Annotated in this window: 10 protein-coding genes; all 10 read right to left on the minus strand. The window is 32.5% G+C overall.

The genetic code is table 11. The features are described 5' to 3' along the window. Window positions 1–11 precede the first annotated feature (11 nt). On the minus strand, window positions 12–3737 hold the full coding sequence (locus tag DM397_RS13665; RefSeq protein ID WP_111378071.1) for a SusC/RagA family TonB-linked outer membrane protein: 3726 nt from the start codon (window positions 3735–3737) through the stop codon (window positions 12–14). Between the two features lie 231 nt (window positions 3738–3968). Then, window positions 3969–5084, minus strand: coding sequence for a FecR family protein (locus DM397_RS13670; RefSeq protein WP_111378072.1), 1116 nt, complete (start codon window positions 5082–5084; stop codon window positions 3969–3971). A 90-nt stretch (window positions 5085–5174) separates the two neighbouring features. Beyond that, window positions 5175–5780 (minus strand): RNA polymerase sigma factor, encoded by a 606-nt coding sequence (locus DM397_RS13675; RefSeq protein ID WP_111378073.1) that lies wholly within the window; start codon window positions 5778–5780, stop codon window positions 5175–5177. 469 nt (window positions 5781–6249) lie between these two features. Further along, a complete protein-coding gene (locus tag DM397_RS13680; protein WP_239457853.1) occupies window positions 6250–9210 on the minus strand; it encodes a DUF7619 domain-containing protein in 2961 nt (986 codons plus the stop codon). A gap of 125 nt (window positions 9211–9335) precedes the next feature. Further along, a complete protein-coding gene (locus tag DM397_RS13685) occupies window positions 9336–9764 on the minus strand; it encodes a hypothetical protein (RefSeq protein WP_111378074.1) in 429 nt (142 codons plus the stop codon). Between the two features lie 141 nt (window positions 9765–9905). Further along, complete coding sequence (gene sucD, locus DM397_RS13690) at window positions 9906–10778, minus strand: succinate--CoA ligase subunit alpha (protein ID WP_057118027.1); 873 nt, start codon at window positions 10776–10778, stop codon at window positions 9906–9908. 86 nt (window positions 10779–10864) lie between these two features. Next, window positions 10865–11227: a nuclear transport factor 2 family protein gene (locus DM397_RS13695; protein WP_111378075.1), complete on the minus strand. Its 363-nt coding sequence runs from the start codon at window positions 11225–11227 to the stop codon at window positions 10865–10867. A 1-nt stretch (window position 11228) separates the two neighbouring features. After that, entirely contained in the window at window positions 11229–12158 is a 930-nt protein-coding gene (locus DM397_RS13700; RefSeq protein ID WP_111378076.1) for a UDP-3-O-(3-hydroxymyristoyl)glucosamine N-acyltransferase, read from the minus strand. A 121-nt stretch (window positions 12159–12279) separates the two neighbouring features. Continuing rightward, window positions 12280–12846: an elongation factor P gene (efp, locus tag DM397_RS13705; RefSeq protein ID WP_095929274.1), complete on the minus strand. Its 567-nt coding sequence runs from the start codon at window positions 12844–12846 to the stop codon at window positions 12280–12282. A 129-nt stretch (window positions 12847–12975) separates the two neighbouring features. Next, the gene (lpxA, locus tag DM397_RS13710; protein WP_091497682.1) at window positions 12976–13761 is read right to left on the minus strand and encodes an acyl-ACP--UDP-N-acetylglucosamine O-acyltransferase; all 786 of its coding nucleotides are present in this window, start codon (window positions 13759–13761) and stop codon (window positions 12976–12978) included. Window positions 13762–13772: the final 11 nt, after the last annotated feature.

Raw genomic sequence — 13772 nt, forward strand, 5'->3', positions numbered from 1 at the left:
GATCTTGACTATTATAATGAAAGGTTTAAAGTAAAGGTGTATTGAGTTGTTACTGGTAAAGCAACTCCTCCAGAATTACGAAACTCAGGATCTTGTCCATTTAATCGTTTATCAGAATAAATCAACCAAGGATTTACTGCCGAACCTTTTAATGTAAAAGTGCTCACCCCTATTTTTTTCTTGAAATCACTAGGGAACTCCCAGCTCAACGATATATTTTTCAATCTAACAAAATCTCCATCTGCAATTCGAACATCTGAATAGTTGTAAGTATTATAAGCTCTTGCCAAAGTACGCTCTCCGCCATAATTAGCATTCAGACGTTTGTCTGCAATAACAGGTACATTTGTATAATTTTCGTCTCCTGGATTAATCCAACGATTTGTAAAATCTTTTGTAAACACAGTTAAGTCATCATAAGTACTGTCATAAACAGGATTTAAACGAACTTTATTCCCTCCAGAACCTACAAAGAATACATATAAAGACCAGTTTTTGTACGTAAAGGTATTTGCTAAACCAATTGATTTGTTTGGTTCAATTGACCCTTCATATTTCAAATATTTGGTAACATTTAAGTTATCTTGGAAATTAGCATCTGTAATATTGTTTTCGGCTCCATCCTGCAATATGAAAGTTGGAAGACCTTGATTATTTAAACCAGTAAACTGATATGAATACAATGAATTTCTAGGATGTCCAACTGTATTACCTCCGTTAGCATCAATTAAATCAAATGCTGTAGGCGTATTTTGCAATTTTGTAATTTCTTGGTGGTAAATAGAAAAATTAAGGTTTGTAGACCATTTAAAGTCTTTACCGTTAATATTTTTACTCGTTATTCCAACCTCCCAACCTTTAGTCTCCATGTCGGCATTATTACCTTGTCTAATTCTTTGACCACCAATTCCAGATGTAATTACGTAGTCAACCAAATCAAAAGCTTTACGACGGTAAACGTCTGTTGTCAATTGAAGTCTATTATTAAACATTCCAAGATCAAGTCCAATATTGGTCTCGTATTGTTTCTCCCATGTTAAATTTCCATTTTGCAATTCTTCAATTCGAATTCCAGATTCTCTATCGTCAAGCCCGAAACGGTCTGTAATAGCACTTTTGTAAATTGCTAAAGAGTTTGTTGCTGGCCCAGCAGTTGCTGTTAAACCATACGATGCTCTTACTGCTAAAGTATTTATGGATGGAACATCTTTCATGAAGCTTTCTTCGGCTACATTCCATTTCCCACTAACAGTATAAGTTGGCAACCATCTTGAAGAATCGCTATCTCCTTGTCTGTTAGATCCGTCATAACGCCCTGTAAGAGAAGCTGTATAACGACGATCGTAAGTATAACCTACTTTACCAAAGAAACCTACAGTTCTTTCTTTTTCTTCGTTAAATCCGTAATACGAATCCCCTGCATTAATTATTTTTTCAATAATTCGTGGATCTGTAAAAGCCGTTAAACCTCTATCATATTGTAATCCTGCCGCAGTAAATTGATCGCTGGTTCTATCTACAACTCTCATCTCAGTTCCAAATAAACCTTCTACTTCATGTTTATCACTGAATATATTTCTGTAACTAACACTGTTTCTTAAATTATAAGAAGTCATGTCGTTAGTAAATTTTCTTAGGAAACCACCATTTGGCAATACAGACTCTTTTGGCGCCGTTAAATCATTAGGGTCTTGGTATAAAAAGATGTTTTGATCTCTTACCAATGTATTTACACCATCTTCACCAATTGCAGTTCCTGCTCTATAAGCTCCAACAACATTTGAACCTTCTAAGATTTTATGCTCACGGCTAGTGTTTGCATAACGCGCCGAACCTGTTAAATTATAAGTCAAATGTGGATTAATTTTATAATCTAAATCCAATTGAAAACGAATATCTTTTACCTCAATTTCCATGAAATTGTTAGCCAATTCGTTTACGATATTCATTCTCGCCCAGTTATTTCTGTAATACTCCAAATTGCCATTTTCGTCATAAGGACGCAAAGTTCTGCTTGTATTTAAAACATAGTTAAATGGATTGATATCAAAATCACGCGTTACTTTACCAAAAACAACATCTTTTTCACTCTCGTAACTTCCTGGAGCACCTTGATCTCTAATAGAAGCTAGTGTAGATAACGTAATGTTTAATTTATCATTTACATAGAAAGTTCCTTTGATATTGCTCGAGATTTGTTTTACATTATCTGCAACAGTCCATCCTGGATCGGTATAATACCCCAAAGAAGCGTAAAATGTATTGTTTTTACCACCACCAGAAAAACTCAAAGAGTGATTCTGAGTGATTGAAGGTCTAAACAAAACACCAAACCAGTCTGTATTTGCTTGTTCGTACTTTTTCAAAAAATTATTACGGCTTACTGGATCATTATTCACTAAGTAACCTCCAGTTTCTGGATTATAAGTATTTATTGCTCTTCCTAGAATATTATACGCACCACCGTATCTTCCGTTTACTGTTGAAGGTAAATCCAAATAACCTTTAGCTTCCATTTCCTTAAAAATACTCATAGATTCTTGAGAATTTAAAATATCATATTGGCTATAATTTGGAACTGTTCTTACAGTTTGCTCTAATCCGTAACTAATTTTTAGCGGAGAATCTCTACGACCTTGTTTTGTTGTTACGACCACAACTCCATTCAATGATCTTGAACCATAAATTGATGTAGCCGATGCATCTTTCAGAATTTCAATGCTTTGAATATCATTTGCACTTAAACCTGCTACAGATGAACTTAATAAAGTCTCAGAATTTCCAGAAGCTAAATCTGCAAATGACATATTGATAATATCCTCTTGCACAACACCATCAATAACCCATAATGGTTTTGTATCTCCAAAAATTGAAGAAGAACCACGAACCGTAATTTTAGGAGCTGTACCAAAAGTTCCTGTAACATTTTGCACTGTAACCCCTGCTGCTTTTCCTTCAATCATTCGGCTTACGTCAACTACACCGTCAATTTTCAATTCTGTACCAGAAATTTTACTAATTGCTCCTGTAAATGTTCTTTTTGAAGTTTTTTCGTAACCAGTTGTCACCACAACTTCTTTAAGATTTTGACCTGCTTCTGTTAAAACAATAGTTGGAGAAGTGTTCCCAATTCCAATTTCTTTTGTTTCCATACCAACATAAGAAATAATCAAACGATCTACATTGGCAGGCATTTCGATAGAAAAGTTACCGTCGAAATCTGTCAATACAGCCGTTTTTGTTCCTTTTGCCATTACAGTAGCACCTGGAAGAGGCGAACCACTTTGGTCTGTAACTTTTCCTTTAATAATTGGTCCGAAAGCTAAAACTTCAAATAAGGAATCATGATTATTTGCGTACGAAAACGAACTCGCCGAATTCTTTTGAAGCACAATCTGATTGCTTACTTCTGAAAAAGTGATATTAAAAGGAACCAATATTCGGCTAAGAACACTAGCCAAAGTCTCTTGGTTTGCTTCTATACTAACCTTCTCTCCAAGCTGAGGAAGTCTTGAATTATAGGAGAATTTTACATGAGCAGACTTTTCGATTTTCGATAAAGCATTATCTAAAGTTAAGTTATCAACTGTAATAGTAACTTTAGTATCTAATTTTTTCTGCCCATTTACATTATTTGCAAGAGTAACGCTTGAAAATACAAGCGCTAACACAAACTGAAACAGCGTTATTTTCATGATTTGGTGAAGTAATCGTTGCTTGACAACAGGTTTTTTCATAATTTTGGTTTGTTTTGATTAATACTATTCGAGTGTATTTTAAGAAACATCATAAATTACCCTTTACAGAGCGTAATTTATTCAGATTTAAGTGTCGATAATGTTACAGCATTCTCGGCACTTTTTTTATGTATTCGTTTTTTACATAGGCAGTTACAAATTATTTTTTTAGTTTTTGAATTAGTTTAATTTTGGATTTTTTTTGTTTTTATTTTAATTGAATTAAGAATCCTAGTTACAGCCAGAACTCGTAATTACAATCTGATTTCCATTCATCTCGTAGTTGGTATCGTTGCCAATACTTTTACAAATTATTTTCAGTTTTTCGGCAAGAGGTTGATCGCTCAATGAAGTCGTTAATCGGCAATCTTTCAATTTGTCATGTGGAAAATCAATATCTACTAAATAAGCCTGCTCAATAGTTTCAAGAATTTGTGCTACAGGTATATCAGTAAACTCAAAACTCAATTGCTCAATATTACGAACACTGCTTACCAAAATCGGATCTTGAGTAATATTTGTTATTTTATTAAATACCAATTCTTTACGAACAAAACGAAGCGCTTGATTAGGAAGAAGAACAATCTCTTTGCTGTCTGTATTGCGAACCAAATTATTCGATTTTACCTTCACTTTACCGGTGCGAACAAGAACTTCAACGTTCTGCTGGTCTGGATAAGCCTTTATTCTAAAGCTTGTTCCCACAACGCGAGTTACAATTTCGTTAGCATAAACAAAAAAAGGCTTTTTAGGATTTTTACTAATTTCAAAGAAACCTTCGCCAGATAAATACACCTTTCTTTCGTTCCCGGTAAAGATTTTAGGGTAACTTAATTTACTATTTGGCTGTAATAAGACCGAACTTCCATCAGATAAAGTAATAATCTGTGATTTTTCAGAATTGTTGGTTTGTTCTACCAAACCTTCATCATTATCCTGAATAAGTTCATTGTATGTTACAACATTGTCATTTGGTAATATATCATTTTTAAAAAACCATACAGAAAAAAGACAGACCAAAACCGCCGCAGCAACGCCACTGATCCAGTATCGCTGTATTTTAAGTTTTCGGATTTTTGAAGTGTTTTGAGAAAGTTCTTCTCTTTGTTCAATTTTACGCCAAGTTTTCTGCAAGGCTTCATGAACTTCGTTTGAAGACAAATGAGATTCTGGAACTCGCATTGCCAAAAGTACAAGTCTAGCATCTTCGACAAGTTTGGCTCTTTGGAGATTCTCTAAAGTCCATTCTTCCCAGCCTTGTTCATCAACATTAGATAAAATCCATAATTGAAAAGATTCATCGGCTAAGAAGTCTTCTATTTCGATATAATTGTTACGTTTTTGCATCACACTATTAGGGTTACAAAAACATAGAGGACAACTTTATTATTATATACTCACCTATTTAAGATTTTTTTTTGATTTTTTCTTAAATTTTTAAAAAACCCCTGAAGATATAAGGACTAAAAGAGGAATACTGCCTTTCCATTCTTTACGAAGACTCAATAATCCTCTATGAAGAAGATTGCTCGCAGATTGATAATTAACATCTAACAAATCGGCTATTTGATCTACACTCAGACCTTGATGGTAACGTAGATACAATGCTTCTTTCTGACGACCAGGCAAATCGTTTAATAATTTATTTAAAAGGAGAACACGTTCGGCTGTAACTTCATCTTCAACCAAATCATTTTCTATAGAGAAGTCAAAAAGAAATTCTAAAGCATCAGTAGTTGTTGTTTTTCTAAACACATGATCTCTTTCATGTAAACGAGCAATTCGCTTTCTAACGCTAGAAAGCAAATACGCCTTAACTACAACATTATCCTGAAGAGAATCTCTATAAAGCCAAATATCTGCAAAAACATCTTGAATACAATCTTGCACCTTTTCAGCATACGGACAAAGTGAATTACCATAACTGATCAGGTCTCTATAGTATTTTTCAAAAAGTAGAGAGAACGATTTCTCGTTACCATTTTTTAAGTTATTCCATAGAATAAAATCGTCTAAAACCTTGTTTTTTAAAATTTGGCTCATACAAAATACTTTGGGGCACAAAAATCCAATTAACTAAGATTATTCTTAGAAAGAGAATTAACTGCAAAAGATTAAAATTGTGAGTAAAAAATTTAATTTATAAAATTCGTCAGGATCAAAAAACAAACTTTAATTTAACAAAAATTAAATATGCATTTTGCATTTCATCCGGATTAATTATCTCTAAAAGAATTGAATTTTAACATTATTTTTTGTTTTTGTGCGATAAATATAGAAAAGCAAATGATTAAAACCCAATAAATCGCTGAAATTTACTTCTTTTTCCAAATTCATCAGTATTTACCTCGCTTTTTTGATTAAACTTAAAATTTACGATAATTTAAAATTTAATTAACAGAATTATACGACATAATTAAACAACTGATCTCGTTATTTAATCCAACGAAAAATCTCAAAAAAAAAGCCTTACAGTAAGTAAGACTTTTTTTCCCTTGAAAATAAAATGCCTTTAAATTTTAACAAACTTCATAATTGAGTCTCCAGAAGAAGTTTTAATTTTAAGAATATAGTTTCCCGATTGAAATTTTGTAACATCAATTTTAGAAGTATTATGAGCATTTGGAATCACTTGAATCAATTGCCCTAAAATATTATAAATATATATAGATTCTATATCTATTAAATCTTTAGATTCTATTTGCAAATAATTTCGAACTGGATTTGGATGAATATTAAAATGGGATGAAATTCCGAAGTCCTTTTGTCCTAACGTTTTGAAAGTTGACGTTTCTTTATTAGTTAGAATTGGAAAATTATAGTCGAAATAGATATTAGCTTCATTTTCAAAAGAATCTCCTACAACTAAAGTTGGCAGTGTTTTTATTTTAAAAGCGACATAACCATTGTTATTAGCATCATCAAAAGGAAGATTTATTTTTTCGAAGATAAATTCTACTTTATTTCCGTCTGAGATCTTGGTTACATACTTATGACTTGAGCTCGTTGGAACTAATGTTGAAATATCAAATTTTGACAGATCGATCAAATCTTTCACTACAATATTTTCAGCCAAATAAGATCCTGTGTTTTCAAAACGAATTAAATAATGAACATACTCCCCTATTAATTCTGGTTTTATTACATCACCTTCCAAACAGGTCTTATCATTAGGATCAAACGAGCCAACAACGGTCTGACGCATTGCAAAAGAATTGTCTGTCGGTTTTTCATCTCCTGAAACAGGGGTAATTAAAACATTAAAACTTAAACGGTCATCTACATTCACAGATGGAGTTTCCGTTGGTGAATTAACATTCAAAATCAATTCAATTTCTCTCGTTTCAAAAGCTTTTAAATCTGTATAATGCCAGATTAACTTGTCTGAAGTTTGGCTTGCAATTGCAGGTATAGATGAAACATAATCTAAAACTGCATTATTAAAATCTAATGTAATAGCACCAGAAACTGTTTTATTTGCCTTATTTTTATAAACTATTTTATAATTTGCATCAAAACCTGGTCTTGCAGGAAGAATACTTAACATAGAAATTTCTATATCCTGATGATCTTCTTTTGGCAAAACACAAAAATTCTGAGTAAGTGAACTTGTTTCAGCTGGGAAATTAACTGTTAAAAATTCTGGCGAAACGGTAAAATAATTCAAATTCTCGATTATTGGCTTAACAGTATGCGTTCCTTCTCCTACAGCTATAGCATAATTTCCAGAAGTGTCAGAGATTATATTTCCCTTATTAATGCCATCAGAAATACTAAAACTTAAATTTGGGTAACTAACATTAGAATTTGCACAGCCTTGATTATCTAAATCAAATTTTTGACTTCCTTGAATCGTATAAAACTTTCCACCTGGAGTAAACGAACAATAGGTATTTATCTCATATTTGGCCGAGTTTAATTCATACTTTATATTGTCTATTTCAAAATCATCAACACATGCATACTTAACCAAAGAAAGATTACTTGCTCTAAATTCACTGGCTTTTTTTCCATTTTTCAAATTCAAAAATTCAATCGGATTATTTGATATGTATATACGATCAAGATTAAGGTATTGTGAAAGATTCAATTCTCTTATTTGATTATCCTCACAATACAAACCAAACAGCTCTGGTATATTGTCTAAACTAAGCGTTTCTATTTTGCTTTTATAACAATACAAATATTTAAGTTTTGGAAGATTACTCATTTCTAGCTTCGTTAACTGAGTACTGTAAGTACAATCAAAAGTTTCAAGTTTTGGCAAATTTTTAATTTCTAATGATGCAAAATAATTTCCATCAAGATCTACAGCTTTCAAATTAAGAGATTTACTAAAATCTAAAGACGTTAAGTTGTTTCCTGAACATGCTAATGTTTCCAGTTTTGATAAATTCGAAATATCAAGATTACTAAGATTATTATTATAACAGCTAAGAGTTAAAAGATTATCTAGTCCGTTCAAATTAATTAAAGAAATATCATTATTGCCACAATCCAAGTCGGTAAGAGCAGAACAATCTGACATATTCAAATTTGTTATTCTTCCGTTACTGCACGAGAAACTCGTTAAAGATTTACATCCCGAAAGATTTAAAGTAGCTACAGGATTAACTATAAAATTTAGTTGCTTTAAGCTTATACAATTAACTGCAATTAAACTTTCCATTTCGTTATAATGGCAGTCAATGATTTGCAAAGCAGGCAAATTACTAACATTTAGATTTTTAATCTGATTATTTGCGCAATAAATTCCTTCTAATTTATTTAACCCTTCTAGATTTAAATTTGATAATTTATTACTCGAACAATTTAAAATAGTCAAAGATAAACAACCGCTTACATTTAATTTTTCTAATTGCAAACCATTACAATATAAACTAACTAGCGTCTTGCAACCCGAAACATTCATTTCGGTAAGAGGATTATAAACAAAATCTAATGTAGTAAGGCTTTCACAGTTAGCAACAGATAATTTTGTCAAAACATTACTGCTGCAAGACAAGGTAGTAAGTTTTGTAAAACCATCCAGATTTAGAATAGAAATTCGATTATTCGAACAATTAAAAGATTCAAGGTCTATAAGTTCATTTATTGCTAACGAAGTGATGCTATTTCCTGAAGCATTAATTATTTTAAGCTTTTTTAAAAGGTTCAAATCTAAACCAATTAACTGATTTCCTTGACAATAAAAGTCTACAAGATTGCTAAAATTTGAGATTCCTTGCAAAGATGTAATCTGCGAATTACTGACATCCAAATGGCTCACATTTAATGCTTCACTAACTTCAATTGCTCCGTTATTATTCTTATCAATTTTAATAGGTTGGCCAGATAAGTCTTTTGCCACAGAATTGTATTGATCCGACATTAATAATGTGGCCTTAAATTTAGCATCAGGTATGCTAATGACTTGTGCATTTGCAAAAGAAAAAAGTAAAAATAACAGTAATAGCAAGTAGTTTTTCACCATAGTTAAAATTTTGTTTTTGGGTTATAAATATATAAAGCCCAAAAATCAAAACCTAACACTTCATAAAAAAAGCCTTACTAATAATTTAGCAAGGCTTCTGATTTATTTCTAATTAAAAATCACTTTTAAAAAGCTACATTCCATCTTGGCAATTTACCATTTTCATCTAAGAAGTTTTGCAAAACCTGCCCTTCAACAGCAGTTGGAATTGCTTTTACATCTCCAGCAAAAGTTTCGTACCAAACTACTTCTAATGCATCAATGTTCTCTAATTTCATTTGAGCAGGCCAAGAATATTTTCTTCCTGTTTTAGCAAATTGGTGTCCATTTACGATTTTGTCGTAAAGTCCGCCATTTTTACTTTTTAAAGTTCCGTCATTCTGAACAGTTCCTGTAGAACCAACCATAATCAATTCTTTTGTATCGCCTTCAACAGCATACACAACAAAGATCCCTGCACTTCCTTCTGGAGCATTGCAAGCTTCTTCAAGACTATCATTTACAGTAAAAGTAAAACTGTTTGTTGCTTTAAATTTTTCTAATTCTTTATACATATTTCTTTTTTAAGCTTCTAAGATACTGAGGTTCTAAGATGCTAAGTTTTTTTTCATTTACGCCTCAGCCTTTAAAATGTAAAAAAGTCTCAACAGGATAATTGAGACTTTTTTGGAATTTATTATTTTGAAACTTGAAGATTATCCAAGTACTTCTTTTACTTTTTTACCAATTTCAGCTGGTGAATCAACAACGTGAATTCCGTTGTCTCTCATGATTTGTTTTTTAGCAGCAGCTGTATCATCAGAACCACCAACGATTGCACCTGCGTGACCCATTGTTCTACCAGCAGGAGCAGTTTCTCCAGCGATAAATCCAATAACTGGTTTACGGTTACCATCAGCTTTTACCCATCTTGCAGCATCTGCTTCAAGTTGACCACCGATTTCACCGATCATGATGATAGCTTCAGTCTCTGGATCGTTCATTAATAATTCAACAGCTTCTTTAGTTGTAGTTCCAATGATTGGATCTCCACCAATACCAATTGCAGTTGTGATACCTAAACCTTGTTTTACAACTTGGTCAGCAGCTTCGTAAGTTAAAGTTCCTGATTTAGAAACGATACCAACTGTTCCTTTTTTGAAAACGAAACCTGGCATAATACCAACTTTAGCTTCACCTGGAGTAATTACACCTGGACAGTTTGGACCAATTAATCTAGAATTTCTTTCTTTAACATAATTATTTGCTTTAATCATATCTGCTACAGGAATTCCTTCTGTAATAGCAATAATTACTTTAATTCCAGCATCAGCAGCTTCCATAATTGCATCAGCAGCAAAAGCTGGCGGAACAAAAATGATAGAAGTATCAGCACCAGCTTGGTCAACAGCATCTTTTACTGTGTTAAAAACTGGACGATCTAAATGGCTAGTACCACCTTTTCCTGGAGTAACACCTCCAACAACATTAGTACCATACTCAATCATTTGAGAAGCGTGGAAAGTACCTTCGCTTCCTGTAAATCCCTGAACAATTATTTTGGAATCTTTATTAACTAAAACACTCATGATATATATTTTATGTAGTTTTTAAATTTGTGTTGCAAAAATAAGGTTTTGTAATGTATTTTGACTCTTTTATTGTCAAAAAAATATTAAGAAAATTGACTCATTTGATAACCTCTATAAAGTTTATCATCTTTTATTTGCCAAATGGTTGCAAAATGAGCTAAAAGCATCTCTTCTCTCGGATTCTCGATTGTTTTTACAAAATGAGAGTAACGCACTGATACTAAATCATCTTCGCTAATAATATGGCTAATTCTAACCTTAGAACGCACATAAGCACGGCTAAGATCATTGGCCATTTCAATTATCGAGTCATAATCCATCTGAATAAAACCTTTACTGCTGTTCCATTCAAGTGTAACGTCAGGATGCAGATATGTTTTTAAAATTTCGCTATCGATTAAGGCATCTGACTTATAAAATTTCTGAACAAATTCTTTAATAGACATATTACTTCAATTTACTTAAAATTTCAGGAATCTTCTTAATATTGGCTAATTGTTTCAATTTCTCTCTCGATTCTTCAATTGGAGTACCAAAATACGATTTTCCACCTTCAACCGACTTAGTTACGCCAGTTTGCCCCATTACGACCGCTTTTGCGCCAATTGTAATACCACTAGTGGTTCCTACTTGCCCCCACAACGTTACTTCATCTTCAATAATCACACATCCAGCAATACCAGTTTGCGACGCAATTAAACATTTTTTACCTATAACGGTATCATGTCCAACATGCACTTGATTATCTAGTTTTGATCCTGCTCCAATTGTTGTATCTCCAGTAACGCCTTTATCGATGGTGCATAAAGCACCAATGCCAACATTATCTTCAATAACAACTCTTCCGCCAGAAACTAATTGATCGAAGCCTTCTGGACGCTTTTTATAATAAAAAGCATCGGCACCTAAAATAGTTCCAGCATGTATAATTACATTGTCTCCAATTACAGTGTGGTCGTAAATTGACACATTAGAATGTATCAAGCAGTTCTTACCAATTTTAACATTATTACCCACAAAAGTATTTGGTTGAATTATCGTTCCCTCTCCTATTTCTGCAGAAGAAGCAACAGCAACATTAGCAAACTGAAATGGTTTAAAATGTCTCGTAAGAATATTAAAATCTCTAAACGGATCGTCTGAGATCAAAAGCGCTTTACCTTCTGGGCATTCTACTTCTTTGTTTATCAAAACAATTGTCGCTGCAGATTGCAAAGCTTTGTCATAGTATTTTGGATGGTCAACAAAAACAATATCTCCAGGCTCTACAACGTGTATCTCGTTCATGCCTAAAACTTGAAAGTCTTTGTCTCCGATAAATTTGCAATTAAGCAAATTAGCAATTTCTTGTAAAGAATGACTCTTTGGAAATTTCATATAGTATAATTAGAAAACTTGTAAATTAGAAAATGAGTCAATTAGAACGTGAATATACAAAATTATGTCGATTCACTTATTATCTAATTGACTCATTGTCAAATTATCTTAATTAAAATAACTATTCTTTAACACGCTCCATGTATGAACCTGAAGCTGTATCAATTTTAATTTTATCTCCTTCATTGATAAACAAAGGAACGTTGATGTTTGCTCCAGTTTCTACAGTAGCATTTTTAGTTGCGTTTGTAGCTGTGTTTCCTTTTACGCCTGGCTCAGCGTAAGTAACTTCAAGAATTACAGATGCTGGCATATCTACAGATAATGGTAAATCTGTTTCTGTGTTGATTTGAACCATTACATTTGTACCTTCTTTTAACAAATCTGGAGCATCCAAAATGTTTTTGTTTAAAGAAATCTGCTCAAACGTTTCAGCATTCATAAAGTGAAACTCGTCACCTTCTGGATATAAATATTGAAATGTATGTGTTTCAACACGAATAACGTCAATTTTATGACCTGCTGAGAAAGTATTATCTAATACTTTACCAGAAGTTAAACTTTTCAATTTTGTTCTTACGAAAGCTGGACCTTTTCCAGGTTTTACATGAAGAAATTCAATAATTTTATAGATATCGTGATTAAATTTAATACACAATCCGTTTCTAATATCTGATGTAGATGCCATTTGTATTTTTTTATTTTAGATTTTAGAATGTAGATTTTAGATTCTAGACAAAGAATCAATCTTCATTTTTATTGTTATTTGTTATCTGTATAGTTTAGAAATCTAAAATCAGAAATCTAAACTCTAAAATTAATAGTTTCCTGAATAACCTTTCATAATTCCTCTAGATGAATTTCTAATAAAATCTAGAATTTCATCTCTTTCTGGAGTCGCTTCCATTTCAGCCTCAATAATACTTAAAGCTTGAGTTGTATTATAATTCTTTTGGTATAAAATTCTATAGATTTCCTGAATCTCTCTAATTTTTTCAGTTGTAAATCCTCTTCTTCTTAAACCTACAGAGTTAATCCCAACATAAGACAAAGGCTCTTTTGCCGCTTTTGTAAACGGAGGAACGTCTTTTCTAACCAAAGAACCTCCAGAAATCATAGCATGATCTCCAATATGGATAAATTGGTGAATCGCTGCTAAACCTCCAATAACCGCATGATTTCCAACAACTACGTGACCTGCCAATGCAACACCATTTACAATAATTGCATTGTTTCCAATCTCACAGTCGTGTGCAATGTGCGCATACGCCATTACTAAACAATTGTTTCCAATTACAGTCTGACCCGAAGCTATTGTTCCTCTATTTATAGTTACGCATTCTCTAATTGTACAATTATCACCAATAATTGCTAGAGAATCCTCACCTCCGAATTTTAAATCTTGTGGCACCGCAGAAATTACAGCTCCAGGAAAAATGTTACAATTTTTTCCAATTCGAGCACCTTCCATAATGGTCACGTTTGAACCAATCCAAGTACCATCACCAATAACAACATTATTGTGAATTGTTGTAAATGGCTCTATTACAACGTTTTTAGCGATTTTCGCGCCTGGATGAACATATGCTAATGGTTGATTCATCTGTATGTTTT

The organism is Flavobacterium nitrogenifigens, assembly GCF_003254565.1.
GTDB classification, from domain to species: Bacteria; Bacteroidota; Bacteroidia; order Flavobacteriales; family Flavobacteriaceae; genus Flavobacterium; species Flavobacterium nitrogenifigens.

Bases quoted from the DNA above. Each gene is read 5' to 3' on its own strand.
- DM397_RS13665 (WP_111378071.1), bottom strand. From the start codon at position 3,737: ATGAAAAAACCTGTTGTCAAGCAACGATTACTTCACCAAATCATGAAA.
- DM397_RS13670 (WP_111378072.1), bottom strand. From the start codon at position 5,084: ATGCAAAAACGTAACAATTATATCGAAATAGAAGACTTCTTAGCCGAT.
- DM397_RS13675 (WP_111378073.1), bottom strand. From the start codon at position 5,780: ATGAGCCAAATTTTAAAAAACAAGGTTTTAGACGATTTTATTCTATGG.
- DM397_RS13680 (WP_239457853.1), bottom strand. From the start codon at position 9,210: ATGGTGAAAAACTACTTGCTATTACTGTTATTTTTACTTTTTTCTTTT.
- DM397_RS13685 (WP_111378074.1), bottom strand. From the start codon at position 9,764: ATGTATAAAGAATTAGAAAAATTTAAAGCAACAAACAGTTTTACTTTT.
- sucD (WP_057118027.1), bottom strand. From the start codon at position 10,778: ATGAGTGTTTTAGTTAATAAAGATTCCAAAATAATTGTTCAGGGATTT.
- DM397_RS13695 (WP_111378075.1), bottom strand. From the start codon at position 11,227: ATGTCTATTAAAGAATTTGTTCAGAAATTTTATAAGTCAGATGCCTTA.
- DM397_RS13700 (WP_111378076.1), bottom strand. From the start codon at position 12,158: ATGAAATTTCCAAAGAGTCATTCTTTACAAGAAATTGCTAATTTGCTT.
- efp (WP_095929274.1), bottom strand. From the start codon at position 12,846: ATGGCATCTACATCAGATATTAGAAACGGATTGTGTATTAAATTTAAT.
- lpxA (WP_091497682.1), bottom strand. From the start codon at position 13,761: ATGAATCAACCATTAGCATATGTTCATCCAGGCGCGAAAATCGCTAAA.